This window comes from Thermomicrobium sp. CFH 73360 (assembly GCF_023806465.1).
Classification (GTDB): Bacteria; Chloroflexota; Chloroflexia; order Thermomicrobiales; family Thermomicrobiaceae; genus Thermomicrobium.
This window is the reverse complement of record NZ_JAMSLS010000001.1, coordinates 264,420-285,598: the sequence shown is the minus strand read 5'-3', so window position 1 is coordinate 285,598 and position 21,179 is coordinate 264,420. Positions and strand designations below refer to the sequence as shown.

The window sequence follows — 21,179 nt, the reverse complement described above, 5'->3', positions numbered from 1 at the left end:
GTCTTCAGGGCATCGCCGGAAATCCAGCGTGCGGTGCCACATCCGGTGACAATCCTACCAGCACGGAATCAGGTCGTGCGGGCACAGCGACACGCCGGTACAGGAGGAACGAAATGTACTCTCGCCACTCACGTGGGTCGATGAGTCCAGCGAGGAGAGGTCTCCACGGCGACTCGAGCGTCGGTGGCACTCTGAGCTGGTAGGGAAGCGGTTGCCAGACGAGTTCAGGGCGAACATCTGCAATCACGGTTTGCTGGCTAACAGGGACGATCACCACTTGAGCAGTCTGTGCTGCTGTGGCGAGTTCGGTCGAGGTCGCGAGCTGCAGTCGGGGGAAGTCGCGCAGGTACCATGCAAACGGCTGTGCGACCGTGGACTCGAGCACAAGCACAAGTCCGTGCCCACCGGTCGGATCTCGCGGGTCGAACTGGAACATGGTGAGATCCGTACTCGCGCGGCGGATGCGCTCGATTGTGATGAGCAAGCCGGGGGCGGTGTCGCCATCATGGAGAACCGTCCCGGGGCGATACGTGGTGGTCGCGTTGACGAGCATTGCGTTACGCGAGGCGAGGATGGCGAGGGCCACAAGAGGTAGGACCAGCAGTGTGCGCTGGGGAGCCTCAGCTCGGCGCCAGATGTTCAGCGCAATCCAGAGTGTCACGGCGAGCAGGAGGATAAGGCTCGCGAGACCCGCAATCCAGGGGAGTGCGGTTCCCTCGGGCCCCGCAAGGATTCGTCCCAACAAGCTCAGGCTGACCAGCACAACGAGCGTGCTCGCACCCAGGGCGGCGGAATCCCAGGGACGCCGCAGCGCTCGCCACGGAATGTGTGCAATGAGTTGCGAGAGGCCGTAGCCTGCGAGGAGTGAGAGAGCGAGGCTTTGGAGTGCCAGTGCGGCAAGCGAGCCGTGGCCAAAGAGCACCAGGCTCAACGCGCCGACAGCAGCGCCGAGCGCGAACCAGCTCGATACCCCGTGCCGAATGATGAGAATCGTTCCAAGGATGGCAAGGACAAGCATCGGGAACTCGTCCGTTGCAAGAAGCACCAGGGGGCGTGTCCAGTGAGCTGCTGGAACGCCGAGAAAGTCACGCCACAACGCTGTCCAGCTTTCCATAAGGAATAGTGCAAATCCCTGAGGTCTGGTGAGGAGTGCACTACTCGTCAGCCCAAGCGTTGCGACGAAGCTGGTGGCGGCCAAGGAAAGCGATCCGGGATGTGAACGCCAGCGCGACGTAACGGCGAACGCGCAACCAAGGGCCAGTAACCAACCGAGCGGATGGGCTAAAGGAAGGGCTGCCGCCAGAACTCCCAAAGGAAGGGCCGGTCGTTGTTCCAGCGACGATCGAACGAGGGCCGTGAAGGTCAGGAGTGATGTGGTGACAAGTACGATTGCACCGTCCAATCGTGTACTTGCTAGGACGAGTGTCGGTGAGAGAGCAAGGAGCCAGGCGTTTGCGAGGGTGACTGGACGGCCGAGTACCGACTGCAGCCGTGCCATGCCAATGATTGCTACGAGCCCCGCAAGGAGGCTCGGGAGCCGAGCGGCACCGTCTCCAGGGCCAAACAGAAAGAAGGACAGAGCAGCCAGAATCGTCGGGAGAGGTTGTGTCCAGCTGACCGGGGTGAGATCACCACCCGTCACAAGTGCGACAGCGTCCGACGCAAGCGCTGCCTCATGCGGACTCAGTGGGTAGGTGCGCAAACCATAGAGGCGAACCGTAAGCGCGACCGCGAGGACAAGTGTCCACGGTGCTATCCGAATTGCCCATCCCACGAGAGGGAGCTCGCGGTCCAGGCCAATTGATACCGAGGTGCTCGGCGGGACGGTTGGAGTATTCATCCGGCAGTCTCCTTCCCGACTGGAACAGGTGGTGCAGCCCAGACGGGATCAAGTCGTGGTTGCTCAAGCCGCAGTTCACGAAGCGTTGGTACAAGATCGTGACGCACGTACACACGGAACCGGTAGGAGCCGATCGGCGACGGAAGTTCGCGGAAGGCGACAAGTCGGAAGAGCTTGGCTTGTTGATCGGGCTCGCGAGCGGTTGAGATGCTCCGCCAGATACTCCGAAGTACGTCGCCAAGCGTGAACGGCGGGAGTTCGTTGGTCTGAAGGTTCTGCCGCGCTGGGTTTTTGAGTTCCGGTGCAATAGCGAAAGCCCGGTATGTCGTCTCTTCTGGATACCACCAGCGCATTGGATAGTCATACGCGGTGTACTGGTTCCGCAGGAGTGCATCAGTCTCTGGACGCAAGTACTCGAGTGAGTACAGGATTACCGGTGGTGGATGTTCGGGAAGGTTTGAGAGGGTCGTGCCGAAATAGCGGCGGTTGGGGAACTCTCGCAAGTACCAGTTCACCGGCCACTGCGTGCCGGAATCGTACCAGATCTCAAGGTCCATGCCTCCAGTGAGCTCAAGCGAAAGTCGTTCTAGGTCGCGGATCAGCTGGATAACGTGCGGCGAGGTCTGCACATAAATGAGCATGTCGCGCGGCACATCGCCTTCGCGATAGGTGACCCGCCATCCAGCATGGATCTGAAAGAGGAGTGCTCCGGTCAGGAAACCAAGCGTCACCACTCCAGCGTAGCCACGCCAGCGCCGGTCAACAGCGGTGGCGACGAGGAGGACGAGTGCGCTCAGCATGGGTACCCAAGCCAGGCGCAAGACGCCCGTCGTGTCTGATCGGATTGTCCGGTGTGGGAGCCCGCCCGTTGTGTCGAACGGGCCAGCGGTCACCCAGGCCATTGTGAGGAACCACTGGGCGAGGAGGATGAGGGTCACGGTGCCGAGCGCGAACCCAATGCGTCGCTGTGTTGGCGAACACGTCTCCCACCAGAACAGGCACCGCTCAAAAAGGCGCCCGGTGAACTGGCCGGTGAGAAGAAGCAAGGGCACGACGATGTGGATGACCAGCCAGGGCATCTTCTCTCCGGCCCACGAGAGGACGGCGAGCATGACAGTGCTCCAGTACACCAGGAACGCCTGCGTCCGCCACGCGGGAGAGAGTTCATGGCCTCCGAAAAGCGCGCGGAGGCCACTCAAACCAGTCACGACGAGCCCGACGCAGAAGCCAGTAACCGCGATCGGCTCATACTGCGGCAGCATGACGAGGTAGTAGAACCACGGCTGTTCACCACGCTGGACGCCGTGCTGCCCAAGCCAGTACCCGATCGCACCAAATGTCCCGCTGGCAATCCCGCCAATGTTGGTAAACAAACTCGTGTACAGCACCACAAAAACTGCGGTGCCGACCGCAAATCCCCATGCCAAACCACTGCGGTCGGAAAGGGCGTAACCCACCGCTCGGGCCATTGAACCCTCGGGAGCAGCTCGATGCAACCACGCTGACCAGGACTCCCCTGGAGCTTTGCGCTGCGTGAGCAGCCGCCAACTCCACAGTGCCCACAGCAAGACAACAGCAAGACCGGCGAGGACAATCGGATGTGTGACAAGACGGATTGTGAAGGAGATGATTGCGTCGGCCGACGGATTCTCCCACGGGATGGTAGGAAGGCCGGGAACGCCGAGCCGTTCAAAGACGAGCAGAATGCCCCCAAACACCGTGACAGCAAGCCCGCTCGTGGCCAAGAGCACCGGAGCCACACGTGTGGCGATCGCCAGAGCCGCGAAGGTGACGAGAATGAAGAGCGCAACGAAGGTCACCTCGTGGGTTGTCAACATGAAGCCGCCCGAGACAAGTGCACCGACAAGCCAGCGGCGGGCGGGTCTTTCGACATAGCGCAGGACGCACACGAAAAGGAGGACGGTCGCTGTGACCGCGAAGATGTCGTGCCGGATGAAACGACTGAAGTAGAGAACCGAAGGCGAGATCAAGAGAAAGGCGCTAGCTGCAAGTGCACCCCAACGGCCAAGAAGCGACTCACCCCGTAGCAAGGCTGGGGAGAGCACAAGAACCACCCCAAACAGTGCCGCTGGAATCCGCGATGACCAATCACTGCTGCCGAGGAGGAGGTAGGCTAGCGCATCGAGGTGGAAAAGTGAGGGGCCGTGCATCATTGGGTGATGAATGTATCCATTCCCCTGTTCGTAAACCCAGGAAAAGTAGGTGTGGAGTGACTCATCGTGGTGGAGGGCACGTGACCCAAGATCCCAAAACCGTGTGACGACGCCCAGCAGCGCGATGAGGACATACGCCAGCTGTTCCACCGTCGGTCGGAGGAGGCGATGTACTGGTTGCAGCATCGCCAAGCGATTCGCAACGGTGTAAGTGGTCGGTTCCCGTTCTGAAAAGCTCATCATGCAGGTCCTCGCGCATGGCGCGCGGAAGAAACCGTCGCTGGGGATTCTACCAGTCGAGTATGCTGGAAGACGGAGGACGAGAGTCATTCGTTGGACAGGGAAATGGGAGAGTCATTCCGGCCGCGCTGCACAGTCTTTCTGGTCTCTGACGGTGTGGGGACAACGGCCCAGGCCGTTCTGGATGCAGCGATGGCGCAGTTTCCTCACGTCGAGTTCGAGATGCGCCGCTTTCCGGGCGTACGGAGTGTGGAGCAGATCAGAGAGATTGTTGAAGAAGCCGAGCGATCGAACGGCATCATTGTCCACACGGTGGTGATCGTTGAGATCCGTCGCTTACTCGTGCGAGAGTGTCATGCTCGGCTGATCGATCACGTTGATCTCTTAGGGCCGCTGCTTGGGCAGATCTCGCAGAAGGTTGGTGTTGAGCCCCTCTTAAGACCTGGAGCGGCGCGCGGGGTTGGACCTGAATACTTCCAGCGTATCGAGGCAATCCAATACACGGTCCGTCACGACGATGGGCAAGGTCTTGAGACACTGGGTGAGGCTGACATTGTGTTGGTCGGTGTCTCCCGGACGTCCAAGACGCCGCTCTCCGTCTACCTCTCAATGTCAGGCTGGAAAGTCGCCAACGTGCCCATCATATTGAACGTCCCTCCGCCGCCGCAACTTCGGCAGATCGATCAGCGCAAGATTGTTGGGTTGACGATTGACAAGGATGAGCTTCTTCGGATTCGTCAACATCGCTTGCAGGCGCTCGGTGGCACCCTACCAGGAGAATACGCCGATCCGGAGAAAGTCGCGGAAGAACTGATTTATTTTCGGCGTGTGGCTCGGATTGGCTATCCCTGGCCGCTGGTCAACATTACTGGCAAGTCGATCGAGGAGATCGCAAAGGAGGTTGTCTCTATCATCCAGCGCCAACGCCTGCGGGGGTTGGTTGCTCCGGGGGACAGTGAGGCTGAAGACGGTGACAGGTAAGGAGGGTGAGACGCTGCGATGAGCGGTCGGAAGCGGCGCACATGGTGGTTGATTGGCCTGGCGGTTGCCTTGGTACTGAGCTGCGGAATAACGACGGTTGGTCTTGTCTGGCTCATTTCTGGCGGAATGGATCGATGGCTGGAAGAGCCTCACGTGGCGGAAATACGGGTGCGAGGGCCGATCACCCTGCGAGGGGGTGCAGGACTGTTGACTGGTGAGACGGCGAGCGCGGAGCGGATCGTCGATCAGCTGGAGCGAGTTCGCAAGAATCCAAATGTGAAGGTCGTTTTGCTCCGAGTGGACAGCCCGGGTGGTGGCATTAACGCGTCACGCGAAATCTGGGCCGCTGTGAAGAGGGTACAAGAGTCAGGGAAGCCGGTCGTTGCCTTCTTTGAGGACACCGCAGCATCTGGGGGCTACTACATCAGCGCGCCGGCAGATCGGATCGTTGCGATGCCGGACACCATTACCGGGAGCATTGGAGTGATCGCTGTCATCCCCGATCTCTCCGGGTTGTACGAAAAGCTCGGTATCCGGATGCAGGTGGTGAAAAGCGGGGAGTTTAAGGATATGCTGTCCAGCGACCGCCCGCTGACAGGCGAGGAACGGGCGCTGCTGGAGCAGTTGATTCGCGAAGCCTACGACGAGTTCGTCCGTGTTGTTGCGCAGGGGCGGCGGATGCCCGAGGATCGGGTACGTCAACTTGCTGACGGACGAATCTATACGGGACGGCAGGCGAAAGATCTGGGCCTGGTGGACGAGCTCGGTGGCTACCGCGAGGCGATGGCGCTGGCTGGTCAACTTGGTGGTTTGGGACCGGAGCCGCGCGTGCGCGTCTATGCGCCTGAACCAAGCTTGTGGGAGTCACTGACGGGAGCGTCTCTCAAGCTGCTTTTCGGGGAAGTAGCGAAGGGGCCAGCAGTGATGCTGCCTGCTGGCCCGATCGAACTCCGATACGAACTGGCGGTGTGGTAGCGAGATCAGTCGTCGGCACTCGGTTGCACTGCCGTCGTGAGCCGTGCACGCCGGTCTTCGAGGAACGGCGTGATGAGGTCAATTGGAACCGGGAAAATGATGGTGCTGTTGCGCTCGGCGGCGATTTCGGTCAGTGTCTGAAGGAAACGTAGTTGGAGCGCCCCCGGTACGCTAAGCAACGTGCGGGCGGCCTCTGCTAACTGGCTCGCTGCTGCAAGTTCACCTTCGGCATGGATGATCTTGGCGCGCTTCTCGCGCTCGGCCTCGGCCTGCCGCGCCATGGCGCGTTGCATCATTTCAGGTAGTTCAACGTCCTTGATCTCAACGATGCTGACCTTAATACCCCAGGGCTCCGTTTGCTCGTCGATGATCTCCTGGAGCTTCTGATTGATCTTCTCCCGCTCGGCGAGGAGTTCGTCAAGTTCGACCTGCCCGAGCACGCTTCGCAATGTCGTCTGTGAGATCTGCGATGTCGCTCGGATGTAGTCTGCGACGTTCACCACTGCGGCATTGGGATCGACGACGCGGAAGTACGCCACAGCATTGACCCGAACCGTGACATTATCGCGGGTGATGACTTCCTGTACGGGGATGTCCATCGTCACAACGCGGAGATCGACTTTCACCATTCGCTCGATGACTGGAATGAGGAGGATCAACCCAGGCCCACGTGGGCCGACCAACCGACCGAGGCGGAAGACGACGCCTCGCTCATATTCCTGCACGACTTTGATCATCGAACTAAGCAACATGAGGACAACAAGGACAACGACTGCACCAGTGATCAACGACGTGAGTCCCATCGTCTGACTCCTTTCTCTTCTCAACCTCGCCGGAATAGCACTTCCAGTGGGCGCCAGCGGCGCGTCGCGGGAGCAGTGATCGGCGCCGAATCGGCAACTTCTTTGGTGAACGGTTCAACGAGCAAGGCAAGTCCCTCCATGCCGACGATGCGTACGTGCTGTCCTTCCGGAATCGGTCCCGAGAGACTTCGGGCGCGCCACAGTTCACCTTCCACAAAGACTAGGCCCTCCGGCGCAAGCGCGCGACGGACTACCGCGCGTGCTCCGACGAGTGCCTCGCGGCCGGTCGTTGGGCGGCGGGCATGGGCGCGGGCCACCAAGTAGACGAGCAGCAAGAACACAGCGGCCACGGTACCAGTGACGGCGATGATGACCGAGCGTGAGAGCTGAAAGGCGGGATTCGCTGGTGACTGGAGGAGCAAGAGCGAACCAAGCGCGAACGAAATGATGCCGCCAAGTGTGAGGACGCCGTGAGTCGGCACGTAGAGGTCGATGAGGAAGAGCAAGAACGCGAAGCCCATGAGAAGGACACCAGCCCAATTCACGTCAAGCATGCCCAATGTATAGAGGCCAAGAAGAAGCAGGATGCCGCCAAGGACGCCAGGCAAGATGGCGCCGGGATTCGCTAGTTCAAAGAACAGCCCAAGCATCCCGAGACTGAGCAGGATATATGCGATATTCGGGTCACTGAGGATTTGGAAAAACCGTTCGAGCACGGTCATGTTGATCGGAACAACCTGAGCGTTCTTGGTTCGCAGGGTGACCTCGCCTGCGGTCGTCGTGACTGTGCGTCCGTCAACGGCCTCAAGTAAGGCATCAAGTGAGGGGGCGACGAGGTCGACGACATGCAGCGCTGCTGCTTGTTCCGCGGTGATGTTGACTGCCTCGCGAACAGCCTGTTCCGCCCAGTCCGCGTTTCGTCCGCGCCGCTCGGCGAGGCTGCGAATTTTGGCCACGGCATCGTTGACTACCTTGCGCTGCATCGTTTCGTCGGGTGTGGTTGTTTGTCCGTCCTGGCCGATGAGGACAGGACTCGCCGAGCCGATGTTTGTTGCCGGTGCCATTGCCGCAATATGTGCCGCATAGGTGATAAAGACGCCCGCTGAGGCGGCCCGAGCTCCTTCCGGGGCGACATAGACGACGACCGGTACAGGGCTCTGCAAGATGTCCTGCACGATGTCGTCCATCGCCGAGCTCAGCCCTCCAGGGGTGTTCAGCCGAATAACAACTGCCTCAGCTCCGAGATCAGCAGCCTGTTTGAGCGAGCGATCGACATAGTCGGCGATGACAGGGGTAATCGGCCCGTCGACCTCAACGAGGTAGACCCGTTCTCCAACGGCTGCACTGCTGGGGACGAGGAGGAGTCCCAGGAGCCAAGCGAGCAGGGAGAGCGCCCGAATTCTTAGAAAGTACTTCATGATGCGTCCGTTCCTCAGACAACACAGCGTTCGTCGTGGGTTCCCACATTCAGTATAGACGACTGCAGGGAAACTCAGATGACAATGGAGACACGGGAGCCAGCGGGCGTCTTGTACACCTCAATTCGTTGCGGAAATTGCTCTTTCAGCTCCTCGATGTGTGTGATGACAAGGATTAAGGCGAAGCGATCCTGTACTGCTTGCAGCGCCTGAACGAGTCCTTCGCGTCCTTTCGCGTCCTGCGTACCGAAGCCTTCATCGATGACTAACGTCTCCAGACGCCGACCGGCGCGTTGTGCCAGGAGCAGGCTCAAGGCAACTCGTAGAGCAAAGTTAATCCGAAAGGCCTCGCCACCACTGTAGAGTTCGTACGGCCGCTGTCCGAACTCGTCGCTGATCAGGATATCGAGTGTTTCAATTGCTCCGTCACCACTGGCCCGATCGCGCTGGGTGGCGAAGTCGACCCGCAAGGTGTTCCCGGGCAGGCGATCGAGGATCTCGTTGGTCACATCGGCAAGTTCGGGGAGCACGTTCTCGAGGATAAGCGTCTGGATGCCGTGCTTCCCGAAGGCATGCTCGAGCTCCTCGAGAACGATATGCTCCTTGGCCAGGCGCTCGAGGTGGGCTTCGATCTCGCGAGCTATCGCTGCAGCGTTTTCGGCATCTTCCAACCGCTGGCGCGCTGCCCCTCGTTCTGCTTGGGCTTGGTAGAGTTCCTCCTCGGCCATCGCCACTGTCTCTTGTGCCGCTGCCACGGCTTGCTCGGCTTCCACTAGCTCAGCTTCTGGGTTGGGTAGCTGCGCGAGTTCGTTCTGGAGTTCGGCGAGCTGCTGCTCAATCGTTGCGCGTTGCGCCGCAAGCTGGCTCAGTTGCTGGGTTCCAAACTGAATCGTGAGCCGGGCCTGTTCGAGCATTCGAAGTTCCTCCTGGACCGGCTCGAGTTCGCGGGCGCGGCGCTGGAGTTCGGCGTGACGATTGGCATCGTACGGCAGTTCCGCAAGCTGGCGTTCTAACTCCGCGAGTCGGGTGGCGAGTACACCAATTTGCACGTCATGCTCTTGTGCCCAGAGAAGTTCCTCATGCTGTCGTTCGAGCCGGGCAAGTTCCTGTTGTACGACCTCAAGCCGCTCGAGGCGGGCGGTGACGCGACCAATTTCCGCTTGAAGATCGGCCTCGCGTTGCAGTGCATTCGCAAGTTCCTCCTGGCGCCGTTGCAATTCCTTCACTTGAGCATTGAGGCGATTCACCTCCTGGCCCAAGGAGTCGAATTCCTTGCGAACCGCTTGGCCCTTTGTGAAGAGTTCTGTCCGTTGTCGTGCCCGATCCTCCTCAGAGAGCGGACGGAGGCAGACAGGACACACCGCACCAATCTCGTCCAAGCGCGCCAACTGTGCAGCCAGATCCTCCAGCTCTTTCCGAAGTTGCTTGCCAAGCGTCATGAGCTCGGCCTGTTGTGTGCGCAGATCTGATAGCCGATCGCAAAGTGCCTGGTATTCCTGACGGAGTGCCGCGAGCCGCTCGAGTTCTCTGGAAAGGCGGGCACGCTCCGCTTCGAGTGCCGGCTGCTGGCGAAGTTCCTGTTCTCGCTGGCGCCGCTGCGTTTCGACGGCATGCAGTTGAGCGACGAGTTCGCGACGGCGAGCTTCGAGGTCACGTTCGGTCCGGCGAATCTCGTCGCCGAGCTTCTCGCGAGTGATGGCAATGCGCGCGATCTCGTCGAGTTCTCGTCGAATTCGCTCGAGTTCACCCGCGCGCTGGCGGATGTCCGCCTCGTGCCTGAGAAACTGCTGGTACCGTTCGAGATCCTGTGCGAGGCGACCTTCTTCTTCGCGCAGGCGCTCGAGGTAGTTGGTAAGTTCGTTCTGCAGCTGCTGGCGCTCTCGATACCGTGTCACCTCGAGCTTGAGCCGTTGCAGACGCTCTTGCCGAGCGGCGAGATGCTCGCGGTGGTGCGTCAGCCGCTCTTGGCGGACGCGGATAACTTCATCCAGTTCCCGCACTTGAGCCTGGAGAACCGGGACCATTTCTGCCCGAGTACGTAAGAGTGCGAGTTCCTGCTCGCGACGGATCCGCTCCTCGCGGAGTCGTTTCCCTTCGTCTCGGGCCAGTTCGCGATAGCGCTCGTAGCGGTCTAGTTCCAGGAGTTCGGCGAGAATCCGTTTCCGCTCGGCGGGCGTTTTGCGAGTAAACTCGTCTGCCTTGCCCTGCAGAAGGAAGACCGAGTTAACGAACGTGGTGTAGCTGATCCCGAGCAGGCGGTCGATCTCTCGCTGTACGGCCTGTTTCCCACCGGACGCCAGTGGATACCAGCCGTCACCACGACGAACATGTAGTTCGAGGAGCGACCGTGTCCGGCCAGCTGCGGTGTAGCCGCGGACGACACGGTACTCCGTTCCGTCCAAAACAAAGCTGAACTCCACACGAGTCTCGAGTTCACCAAGACTGACAAGGTGTGTGTTGCCAGCTCTGGCCTGCTCCCAGAGAGCCCAGGTGATGGCATCCAGGAGTGCAGATTTGCCAGCCCCGTTCTCACCACAGAGGCAGGCGAGGCGAAGCCCCGTGAAGTCAACCTCGACGGGGTCGCGGTAACACAGGAACTGCCGAAGCTCCAGGCGTGTCGGGATCATGGAGGGCCTTTCGTTCGTCCTCTCCCGCTGTGAGTATACTCAGAGCGTACGGAGTGACCGCTCAGCCCCGACGTCAAAGTCGCGTCGCCTGGGCGGACCAGCGGTTGGCGCGACATTGATGCGGGTGATTGCTGAAATTCCCCTCCCCCGAGCCCGACGGGTGTGCACCGTTGCCCAGATGGTCGTGGGGCGACGGGGCGAGGGGCACGGGGATGGTGAGTGGAGGGGGCTATGATGAGCGCGGGGCAGTCGGATCGGGAGCAGCGGGATAGAGGGCGCAGGCGACCGTCTGTTCGCGGCGAGGAGGAACAGGAACCGTCGTCCGGAGCGAGTACCGAGCCGGAGCGTGCGCTCGAGCCGGTCGAGGGTGAAGTTGTTGAGGCTGAGCCGTTATTGAGCGACGAGGAGCTGGAGGACCTCTTTCGAGCAGATCCCTCGCTGGCAAGCGACCCGTTGCGCCTGTACTTGCGGGAGATCGCGGAAGCACCTCTCCTGACCCCTGAGGAAGAGGTCGAGCTTGCCAAACGCATCAAGGAGGGGGATACCGAGGCTTTGCAACGCTTTGTTCGCTCGAACCTCCGGCTGGTAGTCAGCATCGCCAAACGCTATGGTGGGCGCGGCCTCTCGCTACTGGACTTAATTCAGGAGGGGAATATTGGGCTGATGCGCGCCGTGGAAAAGTTTGACTGGCGGCGCGGCTACCGGTTTAGCACTTATGCGACCTGGTGGATCCGTCAGGCCATTACGCGCGCGATCGCTGACCAGGGGCGTACGATCCGCTTGCCCGTGCACATGACCGACTCGATCACCCGCTATCACCGGACGATGACGCAGCTGGCGCAGGAGCTCGGGCGGCAACCGACTCCGGAGGAAATTGCGGAGGCCATGAGCGTACAACCGGAAAAAATTGCCCAAATCGTCCGAGCTGCCCAGCGGGCGGTCTCGCTCGACCAACCCTTGAGCGAGGAAGACGAGACGAGCCTTGGCGATTTGATCGCTGACGAGCTAGCGCAGTCGCCCGAGGAGCTTGCTGAAGAATCCCTGATGCGGCGTGATATCGCTGAGGTGCTCGAAATGCTCTCACCCCGTGAGCGACTGGTCCTGCAGCTCCGCTATGGCCTCTCCGACGGTGAACCGCGAACTCTCGCCGAAGTGGGTGATCTCCTGGGAATCAGCCGGGAACGCGTGCGGCAGATCGAGAACGAGGCGCTTCGTAAGCTCCGCCGGATTGCGCGTGAGCGCTTGGCCGAGTATTACGCCGGCATTTGAGTGAATAGAGATGCGAGTGTAGGAAACAAAAGGGAGATCCGCCCGCTCTGGGCGGATCGAGGAGAGGTACCCGCTGTGACGCACCACTAGCGGCGATGGTGTCCGTTACTCGATACGACTTCTGCCGGGCGTCGTTGCAACATCCACTCAATCAAGGCCATACGGAGTGCCACACCGTTCCGCGCTTGCCGGAAGTATGCTGCTCGCCGGTCGTCATCGACGGCAGGATCGATCTCGCCGACCCGCGGCAGCGGGTGCAGAACGATTGCCTCCGATGGCAGGTGCTGCATGAGTTCCCGGTTAACCACATAATGGCCACAGGCCTGGGTGTAAGACTCGGCATCACTGAAACGCTCACGCTGGATTCTTGTCTGATAGAGTACGTCCAATGTAGGCGCAATTGCATAGAGATCGTCCGTCTCCTCAACGCGCAAACCTGCTGCACGGAGTTCGTTGACGACGTCAGGGGCCATGCGTGTCACAGGTGGTGCAACGAGGAAGACCGTTGTATCGACTGTTTGAGTCAGCAAGCGCGCGAGGGAGCGTGCTGCGCGTCCATACCGCAGGTCTCCCACCAGCGCAATGGTCAGCCCGTCGATCCGCCCCAGTTCACGCCAGATCGTGTAGAGGTCGATCAGCGCCTGGGTAGGATGTTCATTGGCTCCGTCTCCTGCGTTGATAACCGGGACATCAACGACCGATGCGGCACGGGCGACTGATCCTGCTTCCGGGTGACGGATGACTAGAAGGTCGGCGTAGCCAGCGACGACGCGCGCGGTGTCCTCGATCGATTCCCCTTTCGCAGCGGACGAAGTCGCTGCTGCGTATTCAGCCGAGATCACGGCGCCCCCAAGGCGTGTCATCGCCGCCTCGAAGCTCAGGCGAGTCCGCGTACTCGGCTCATAGAAGAGCGTCGCCATAATCGCACCTTTCGCCGTTCCCACTGCCTCGCGGGCGCCGAGCGTTGCGAGTTCGTCCGCGCGGCGGAAGAGTTCGAAGAGAAACGGCCGTTCGAACTGTGCGACGCTCAGTACATGGTTCACCGTCGATCTCACGCGCACCCCCCTTTCGCGTTTTGCCCACTGGAGCGCACGCAAACGCGTGGCGCTCTCGCCGTTTCGCTCGGGGGAGGTTGCCTGTGCGGAGGAACCCATAGCAGATCATACCCTACCTTGCGACACCTGGCAAGAGGCGAGACGAAATTGGGCCGCGTACGAACGCGAAAATATCGATACGATGCGAAAAATGTCAGTGGACTTGCGTGACACGAGGACGGAAGGCCGATAGAATCGAGGTGAGGTAGTTCGTGCTCCAGAAGTTGTTCAGGTGTGCCGATAGATTCGAGATGAGAGTGGCGCGATGAGCGCGAACGTTTGGTTCGATGACTGGGGATCGACGGTGGGACGCGCATTTCACATCGCCACGGTGCGTGGGGTGGCGGTACGTCTCCATCCTACTCTCCTGCTCGTCATCCCCTGGGTGCTCTGGCATTGGGGGGGCCGGAGCGTCGACCCACTCCGAGGAGCGCTGTTCGGTGTTTTCGTTTTGGTTGCAGTCTTTGTGAGTGTCGTGGGACACGAACTTGCGCATGCACTGGTCGCGCATCGGTTCGGTCTGGCAGTGCGAGACGTCACTCTCCTGCCTATCGGCGGCTTAACGCGTATTGAGCAAGGGCCCTTGCCACCGCGGCGGGAGGCGATCATTGCATTGGCTGGGCCGGCTCTGAATCTGCTCGTCGCAACTGCCCTTGTCCCGATCGTCTCCGGGATGTTGGTGCTCCGTGACGCGACGTCACTCCCTGCTCTTGCGCAACTTGTCTCGGAGACAAGCGTGGCAAGTCTGCTGGCGCTGACGATGGTGAGTAACGTTCTGCTTGCGGTCTTTAATCTGATCCCGGCCTTCCCGATGGACGGTGGTCGTGTGCTCCGGGCCTGGCTCTCAACAGTGAGCGAGCGCTCGCGGGCGACGCGTATCTCGGTAACCGCGGGGTACGTGGTGTCGCTCGGGGCACTGGGACTCGGTGTCTGGTTGCGCGATCCAACATTGCCGATCGCTGGCCTGTTTTTGGCGACCGCTGCATTCCTCGAGCAGCGCACGCTAGAACTCGAGCGGGCGATGCAGCGACTACCGGTCGGGCAGTTTGCTGTCTGGGATGGCGGTGGGGTGGATCCCGAGGAACCTCTGGCGCATGCGCTTCGAGGTGGCCCGCGTGACCTTGCAGTCGTGCGTGATGGTATCGTTGTCGGAATGCTGTGGCGCGAAATCGTGCTTCGGCATGCCAACATTGCTCATCTGTTGCGTGCAGCCGACGTCATGGATCGAGCCTTTGCTGCGGTGAGTCCGCAAACGTCGGTCTATGAGGCGCACCGGCGAATGCTGGCAAGCGGGCATCCTGCGGTTCCCGTGGTTGATCCTGGGAACCGCTACCGGGGCATTTTCACAAGTGATCGTTTGACTCACGTCTACCGCTACGTCCAGTCGCCGCGCCGCACGACGGCACGGTGGATTCTGCTTGCTCGAGCGCTCGGATTGCTCGGACGGTGACAACGGAGGGACGACGGCAGTGGCAAGTGGGCGGTCTTTCGACCCCTGGTCCGAGGGCTTTCCCTGGCGGGAGGTCATGGAGCACGTGCTGGGAACGGCGAGTCGCCCGGGACCCATGGTCGCTGGGATCGGTGTTCCGGTCGATGTGGCTGAGGTGGAGGATGCCTACATTATCTACGCGGTGATTCCGGGTGTCGAACCGCAGGCGCTCGATCTCCAGGTAGAGGATGATCGCATCGTGCTCCGTGGCGAGGTGCGTGAGCCCGCCCTTGAGGGCCAATGGGTGAGCCGCGAGCGCCGGTTCGGGCGGTTCCAGCGGACAGTCGTCCTACCCGGCCCAATCAACCCGGAGCACGCGGAAGCGCACTATGAGCATGGGGTGCTCGTCATCCATCTGCCGAAGGCAACGGGAGCGCGGGCGCGGCGGATACCGGTTCGGGGAGTGTGAACCCGCGACTCAGGTCACTGGTTCCTCGTGCCAGAGCCCAATGGCCCGATAGCGTGCCCAGCGCAGCCGACGGGCGTGCGCGGGGCCGTGCTTATGCCAGAGTTGCAGAAGCTCCTCGAGATGTCGTTCTAATACTTGTCCGACGCGGCGGATTGTCCCACTGGCATCCAGATGAGCCGGTGCTGGTTCCGGGATAACCTCGTCGGCGATGCCGAAGCGAAGGAGCTCCTGGGCGGTGATACGCATCGTCTCTGCTGCCTCAGGAGCACGTGCCGCGTCACGCCAGAGAATCGCTGCACAGGCTTCTGGAGAAGCAACAGCGAAGATTGCGTTTTCTAACATGAGGAGGCGGTCACAGACAGCCAGTGCAAGTGCTCCACCGCTTCCTCCTTCGCCAATGACGACTGCTAGCGTGGGTACCTGGGCGCGCAGGAATGCCTGCAAACAGCTGCTGATCGCCCACGCCTGTCCGCGCTCTTCGGACTCTAAACCCGGATCTGCGGCAGGCGTATCGATGAAGGTGATCACCGGCAAGCCGAATTTCTCAGCTAAGTGAAGAATACGGATCGCTTTCCGGTAGCCCTCAGGGCGTGGCATACCGAAATTGCGGGCGACGTTCTCCGTTGTCGAGGCACCTTTTTGGTGTCCCAGGACGATGACAGAGCGGGTACCGAAGCGGCCAATCGCGGCGACGACTGCCGGATCGTCTCGGAACAGACGATCTCCGTGCAGTTCACGCGGTTCTTCAAGTAATTCCGTGATGTAGTCGAGCGTATGGGGGCGCGCTTGATGACGCGCAAGTTGGACGCGATCCCAGGCAGTGATCTGCATCATCTGTCTGACTCCTGACGCGTAACGAAGGACACCGGCGATGCGCTGTGCTGGTTCGTTAAGAGGCGAATGTAGTGTGCCAACTCCTCTCGGAGGCGCGGTCGTGGGACGATGGCATCGATCATCCCGTGCTGCAAGAGGAATTCAGCGCTCTGAAAGCCTGCCGGGAGTTTCTGCCGCGTCACCTGTTCGATGACGCGTGGGCCAGCGAAGCCGATCATCGCCCCCGGTTCAGCCAGTATCAGATCGGCGACCGTTGCGAAGCTTGCCGTCACACCGCCGTAGCAGGGATCGACCAGCACAGTGATGAACGGTAGGCGCCGTTCGCTAAGCGATTCCACCGCGACGATCGTCTTGGGGAGCTGGAAGAGCGAGAAGACGCCTTCGTGCATCCGCGCACCGCCGGAACTGGCGAAGACAATGAAGGCACGATCCTCAACAGCTGCGCGTTCGGCAGCGCGTGCAAATTTCTCCCCAAAGACAGAGCCCATACTGGCTCCGAGAAAGCCGAATTCGGCAACCGCAAGTCCGACTGGAACACCAAGAATCGTGGCGGCTCCGGTCACGAGTGCTTCACGCTCTCCGGAGCGCTCCTGTGCTTCAGCCACTTTGCGGGGATACGGCTCGCCTAAAGCGACAAATTGAAGTGGATCGGCTGGTGAAAGCCCAGCATCCCACTCCACGAAGCTCTCCGGATCGACAATCAGTGCGATTCGTTGCCGGGCGGTGAGGCGGGCGTGATAACCGCATCGCGGGCAGACGGAGTGGTTCCGCTCGAACTCGCGGGTATAAATGAGTTCCCGGCAGCGTGGACACTTCGACCAGAGACCATCAGGGATGCTGGGACCCAGCGATTCGGTTCCCTCGCTCGCCACATTGCGTCTGCGGAATCGCGGTCGCACGATGACTCCTCTCAGTGCGCTCGCCTGTCGGGCTATGATACACAGGGAAACGGTCAAGCTGGGGCGGGGGCTGTCATGAGTGATGTCGCGGTGATGATCCTTGCGGGTGGTCAAGGGGAGCGGCTCAGCATACTCTCGCGTCAGCGTGCCAAACCGGCTGTTCCATTTGGAGGGAAATACCGCATCATTGACTTTGCCCTCAGTAACTGTGTGAATTCTGGACTCTATGATGTGGCAGTCCTCACCCAGTATCGACCACACTCGCTGAATGAGCACATTGGCCATGGTCGCCCGTGGGATCTGGATCGGGAGCGAAGCGGGGGCGTTGTGATCTTGCAGCCGTACCTGGGGCGGTCGACGTCCGGGTGGTACCGTGGGACTGCCGATGCAGTCTACCACAATCTCTTTTACCTTACGCGGCGTCCCTACCGTGATGTCTTGATCCTTGCTGGCGATCATGTCTATGCCATGGATTACCGTCCGATGATCGCGTGCCACCGTGAACGTGCTGCAGATGCGACAATTGCTGTCCAGCCCGTGGAGTGGCGAGAGGCTTCCCGCTTCGGCGTTGTGATTGTGAATGACGAAGGATGGGTCATCGATTTCGAGGAGAAGCCGGAGCGGCCGCGGTCCAATCTTGCCTCAATGGGGATTTATCTCTTCCGTCGGGATCTCTTGCTCCATCTCTTCACTCGCGACCATCCAGATGCGCCGGAGTTTATTGACTTTGGCCGCGATGTGATTCCGTACCTGATCCGGACGGCTAAGGTTGCGACGTACCGGTTTGAAGGGTATTGGCAGGACGTTGGGACGGTGCAGTCCTATTGGGAAGCGAACATGGCGCTCCTAGAAGACAAGCCAAAATTGAACCTTTACGATCCAAACTGGCGAATCCATACCCGGAGTGAAGAACGTCCGCCGGCCAAGATCCTTGAAGGGACAACGGTCGTGCGGAGCCTGATCTCCCACGGCTGCATTCTTGACCGTGCCACAGTGATCCGCTCGGTTCTGTCTCCGGGGGTGATTGTTCAGCCAGGAGCCGTCGTCCGCGATTCGATCGTGATGACCGACTCAGTGATCGGGCCAGGGGCGGTGGTCGATCGCTGCATTATCGACAAGAACGTGCGGATCGGCGCGGACGCGTATCTCGGGTGGGGCGACGATGAAACGCCGAACTGGCTGGAGCCGACTCGCTTGAATACTGGCATTACTCTTGTCGGTCGGAATGCCGTTGTTCCAGCAGGTGTGCGGATCGGGCGGAATGTGCTGATCAGCCCCGACACCAAGGAGAGTGATTTCCCTGGACTGGTGATCCCGAGTGGAGAGACGGTGAGCCCGGTTGCGACCGTGGTATGGTCGTGAGGAGGAGGCGAGGAGCGCTGTGAACGTGTTCGCCACCAGCGAAAGGCGGGAGGGAGCGATACCGCCGGTCCTCTACCTGAGTGCCGAGGTGGCGCCGCTCTCCAAAGTAGGAGGTCTCGGCGATGTTGCTGGATCGCTTCCGGCGGCTCTGGCTGCTCTGGGTGTGCCGATGGTGATCATCACACCCTGGTATCAGGGGATCGAAGAGCGCGTCCCACTTGCACGACTTCCGATCGAACTCAGCGTGCCGCTTGAGGGAAGAGTTGAGCGATTTCTCGTCGGTCGTGCCTGGTTACCCTCGGGAGTTACGGTCTTTGCGCTGGCGAATGACCGGCTGTTCGGGCAGCCGGTGATTTACGACGAGCCGCGTGACCGGGAGCGCTTCTTTGCCTTCTCGCGCGCTGCGGCCGAGTTCGCGCGGCTCTTTCCGCCGGGGATCGTGCACGCGAACGATTGGCACACCGCGCTGGCGCTCGTTTGGCTTCACCGATGGTTCGATGACCGGCGTGATGGCCCGCGCCATGCGCTTGTCCTGACGATTCACAATCTGGCGCACCAAGGCATTACCGACATCGGCTATGCACGCCGCTTAGGTTTTGAGGCGGAAGAACTTCTCTTTGAAGAGTGGCAACGGTATCCGGGAACAATCAATGTACTGGCACGGGGTATCCACGTGGCGGATGCCATAACGACGGTCAGCCCAACGTACGCAGAGGAGATCCAGACTCCCGAGTTCGGCGAAGGGCTTGATGGACTGTTGCGGTACCGCCGCGAAGCACTTTGGGGCATCCGCAATGGGATTGATGTTGAACTGTATGATCCGGCAACTGACCCAGTGTTGCCGGCTCGCTACAATGCGGAACATCTCGAAGGGAAGGTCCACTGCAAGCGAGCGCTCCAGGCGGAGTTGGGACTGGTTGAGGACCCTACCGCGCTGCTTGCTGGTGTCGTTTCGCGGCTCGATCGCCAGAAGGGACTTGATCTGCTCCTCGAAGTCATTGACGAAGTCATCGCGCGCGGGGTGCAGATTGCGCTGCTCGGAGCAGGCGACCCGGAGCTCGGCCGAGCGTTTCAGGCTCTCGCCGATCGTTCTCCTGGACAGGTTTCGGTTCGCTTAGGGTTCGATCCTGTCCTTGCACGACGGATCTATGCAGGAGCGGACGTTGTGCTCCTACCTTCACGCTTCGAGCCGTGCGGGCTGGGACAACTGATTGGTCTCCGGTACGGGGCCGTTCCCGTCGTGCGGCGAACAGGTGGGTTGGCCGATACCGTGCAGGAGTGGGCAGGCGGCCAAGGGAATGGGTTTCTGTTCGATGCACCCACTCCCGCAGCACTCTTGGAGGCAATGGAGCGTGCCCTCGCGGTGTATGGGCGCCCTCATGAATGGCGCCTGCTCGTTCGGGCGGCGATGCAAAGCGAGGTGAGTTGGGAGGGGCCGGCTCAACAGTATCTGGAGCTTTACCGGAGTGTCGCATCGGCGCGCTCATCCATGCTCGCGCCTGCCCAACGGTGACGGAAGGGGAGGACACATGCCCTGTTCGAGTGACGGAGTGCCGAGTGGCGTGGAGCAGAGGTCGATTCTCTGGCTCCTCGACGCCGTCGCCGGTTTAGACGCAGACCTCCAAAAGGCATTCTGGGACCTCTTCGACGTCGATGTGACAGTCGGAGAACTTGTCCTGCCGGATCACATGCAGAAGTGGGTCGAGCGGTATTTTGGCTCGGCTGAGGCCGTGCTGCGGCAACGCATCGTGAAGGTGACCAATCGGTGGACGCTCGACTCGACCTTGTTCAACGAGTTGCGAGCTCGACGACCCTTGGAAGCGCGGATTCCGGTCGAGCTGGCTGACGAACTGGCCCGTACAGCCCCAGATCCTTTCTGTGAGCCAGAGTACAACACACCAGAGGATGTCTTCGGGCGTATCCGGGGACGCTATGTCATCACGGCAAGTAACATAGCGAAGTACGATGGTTTGCACGGCGTGATCGTTTTCCGAGACCATGATCCGCTGGCCTTCGACGAACCGCTCGTCCGCGAGATGGTGGCGGTTGTGCGTGCTTGGTTCGAACAAGCCCGTGCGGTCGACTCGGAGGCTATCTATCCGTTGTTCATGTGGAATTGTCTGTGGAAGAGCGGTGCCTCGATTCCGCATGGTCATGCACAAGTGAGCCTGACTAGGCGGATGCACTATGGGAAGGTCGAGCGGGAGCGGCGCGCCGCGACGGCGTACTGGCGAGAGACAGGACGAGGGTATTTTGACGATCTGTTCCGGATTCACGAGCGACTTGGGCTTGGGCGTCGTGTGAACGGTGTACGCGTCTATGCCAGCCTGACCCCTTTGAAGGAGAAAGAGACAGTCTTGCTCGCGGCTGCTTTCGATGAGGAGCTGGCACGCATTATGAATCGGGTCGTACGCTGCTTAGTGGATGATCTCAATGTCACGTCCTTCAACCTTGTTGCGTGGCTGCCTCCGCTCGGGACAACGGTCGAGGACTGGTCACAGATGCCAGTAGTTGTTCGCATCGTTGATCGTGGTGACCCGCTGTCACGGACGTCGGACTTTGGGGCCATGGAGCTCTACGCCGCGAGCGTCGTTGCCAGCGATCCGTTTCGTGTCGCGGAGGCGCTTTGGCGCTGCCTTGAATGAATCCCTTGCGTGACAGAGCACTGATTAGTGATACTCAGAGTGTGCGAGGCGCGAGAATCGACTCTGGAGGTTACGGCCGCCGAAAAGGAGTAACGATTGCGGATCGTTGTTCTTTTGACG

At 60.6% G+C, this 21,179-nt stretch carries 16 protein-coding genes; 8 read left to right on the top strand and 8 right to left on the bottom strand.

Features of this window, described 5'->3' with window-relative positions; translation table 11 throughout:
• Positions 1-4: 4 nt before the first annotated feature.
• Both NET03_RS01240 and NET03_RS01235 read right to left on the bottom strand, forming a co-directional pair.
• The gene (locus NET03_RS01240) at positions 5-1,840 is read right to left on the bottom strand and encodes a hypothetical protein (RefSeq protein ID WP_252127070.1); all 1,836 of its coding nucleotides are present in this window, start codon (positions 1,838-1,840) and stop codon (positions 5-7) included.
• Positions 1,837-4,257 carry a flippase activity-associated protein Agl23 gene (locus tag NET03_RS01235; protein WP_252127069.1) on the bottom strand — a complete coding sequence of 807 codons (2,421 nt, stop codon included), beginning with the start codon at positions 4,255-4,257 and terminating at the stop codon, positions 1,837-1,839. The genes NET03_RS01240 and NET03_RS01235 overlap by 4 nt, the downstream gene beginning before the upstream one ends.
• A 102-nt stretch (positions 4,258-4,359) precedes the next feature.
• Between NET03_RS01235 and NET03_RS01230 the strand changes: the two genes are divergently transcribed.
• Together NET03_RS01230 and sppA are read left to right on the top strand one after the other, a co-directional pair.
• Positions 4,360-5,235, top strand: coding sequence for a pyruvate, water dikinase regulatory protein (locus NET03_RS01230; RefSeq protein ID WP_252127068.1), 876 nt, complete (start codon positions 4,360-4,362; stop codon positions 5,233-5,235).
• 18 nt (positions 5,236-5,253) lie between these two features.
• On the top strand, positions 5,254-6,210 hold the full coding sequence (gene sppA / locus NET03_RS01225; protein WP_252127067.1) for a signal peptide peptidase SppA: 957 nt from the start codon (positions 5,254-5,256) through the stop codon (positions 6,208-6,210).
• A 5-nt stretch (positions 6,211-6,215) separates the two neighbouring features.
• Here sppA and NET03_RS01220 read toward each other — a convergent pair whose 3' ends face one another.
• The 3 genes from NET03_RS01220 to NET03_RS01210 all read right to left on the bottom strand — a co-directional run bounded on the left by NET03_RS01220 (position 6,216) and on the right by NET03_RS01210 (position 11,058).
• Positions 6,216-7,013, bottom strand: a complete 798-nt coding sequence (locus NET03_RS01220; RefSeq protein ID WP_252127066.1) for a slipin family protein — start codon at positions 7,011-7,013, stop codon at positions 6,216-6,218.
• Positions 7,014-7,033: 20 nt separating this feature from the next.
• Positions 7,034-8,431 carry an NfeD family protein gene (locus NET03_RS01215; protein WP_252127065.1) on the bottom strand — a complete coding sequence of 466 codons (1,398 nt, stop codon included), beginning with the start codon at positions 8,429-8,431 and terminating at the stop codon, positions 7,034-7,036.
• Between the two features lie 74 nt (positions 8,432-8,505).
• Positions 8,506-11,058, bottom strand: a complete 2,553-nt coding sequence (locus tag NET03_RS01210) for an AAA family ATPase (RefSeq protein ID WP_252127064.1) — start codon at positions 11,056-11,058, stop codon at positions 8,506-8,508.
• 234 nt (positions 11,059-11,292) lie between these two features.
• On the opposite strand from NET03_RS01210, the gene NET03_RS01205 reads away from it, so the two are divergent.
• Positions 11,293-12,327 carry a sigma-70 family RNA polymerase sigma factor gene (locus tag NET03_RS01205; protein ID WP_252127063.1) on the top strand — a complete coding sequence of 345 codons (1,035 nt, stop codon included), beginning with the start codon at positions 11,293-11,295 and terminating at the stop codon, positions 12,325-12,327.
• A gap of 86 nt (positions 12,328-12,413) precedes the next feature.
• Here NET03_RS01205 and pyrB read toward each other — a convergent pair whose 3' ends face one another.
• A complete protein-coding gene (gene pyrB / locus NET03_RS01200) occupies positions 12,414-13,382 on the bottom strand; it encodes an aspartate carbamoyltransferase (RefSeq protein ID WP_252127062.1) in 969 nt (322 codons plus the stop codon).
• Between the two features lie 304 nt (positions 13,383-13,686).
• Here pyrB and NET03_RS01195 point away from each other — a divergent pair, with 304 nt between their 5' ends.
• Together NET03_RS01195 and NET03_RS01190 are read left to right on the top strand one after the other, a co-directional pair.
• Entirely contained in the window at positions 13,687-14,871 is a 1,185-nt protein-coding gene (locus tag NET03_RS01195) for a site-2 protease family protein (RefSeq protein ID WP_252127061.1), read from the top strand.
• Positions 14,872-14,890: 19 nt separating this feature from the next.
• A complete protein-coding gene (locus NET03_RS01190) occupies positions 14,891-15,319 on the top strand; it encodes an Hsp20/alpha crystallin family protein (RefSeq protein ID WP_252127060.1) in 429 nt (142 codons plus the stop codon).
• A gap of 9 nt (positions 15,320-15,328) precedes the next feature.
• On the opposite strand, the gene NET03_RS01185 is transcribed toward NET03_RS01190, so the two are convergent.
• Both NET03_RS01185 and accD read right to left on the bottom strand, forming a co-directional pair.
• Positions 15,329-16,153, bottom strand: coding sequence for an acetyl-CoA carboxylase carboxyltransferase subunit alpha (locus NET03_RS01185; protein WP_252127059.1), 825 nt, complete (start codon positions 16,151-16,153; stop codon positions 15,329-15,331).
• Complete coding sequence (gene accD / locus NET03_RS01180) at positions 16,150-17,052, bottom strand: acetyl-CoA carboxylase, carboxyltransferase subunit beta (RefSeq protein WP_252127058.1); 903 nt, start codon at positions 17,050-17,052, stop codon at positions 16,150-16,152. Before accD ends, NET03_RS01185 begins: the two co-directional genes overlap by 4 nt.
• Positions 17,053-17,127: 75 nt before the next feature.
• Between accD and NET03_RS01175 the strand changes: the two genes are divergently transcribed.
• Genes NET03_RS01175 through NET03_RS01165 form a run of 3 tightly spaced genes read left to right on the top strand, consistent with a single transcriptional unit; the run spans position 17,128 to position 21,059 of the window.
• Positions 17,128-18,414, top strand: coding sequence for a glucose-1-phosphate adenylyltransferase (locus NET03_RS01175; protein ID WP_252127057.1), 1,287 nt, complete (start codon positions 17,128-17,130; stop codon positions 18,412-18,414).
• A 25-nt stretch (positions 18,415-18,439) separates the two neighbouring features.
• Complete coding sequence (locus tag NET03_RS01170) at positions 18,440-19,927, top strand: glycogen synthase (protein ID WP_252127056.1); 1,488 nt, start codon at positions 18,440-18,442, stop codon at positions 19,925-19,927.
• 49 nt (positions 19,928-19,976) lie between these two features.
• Positions 19,977-21,059 carry a hypothetical protein gene (locus NET03_RS01165; protein WP_252127055.1) on the top strand — a complete coding sequence of 361 codons (1,083 nt, stop codon included), beginning with the start codon at positions 19,977-19,979 and terminating at the stop codon, positions 21,057-21,059.
• Positions 21,060-21,179 lie beyond the last annotated feature (120 nt).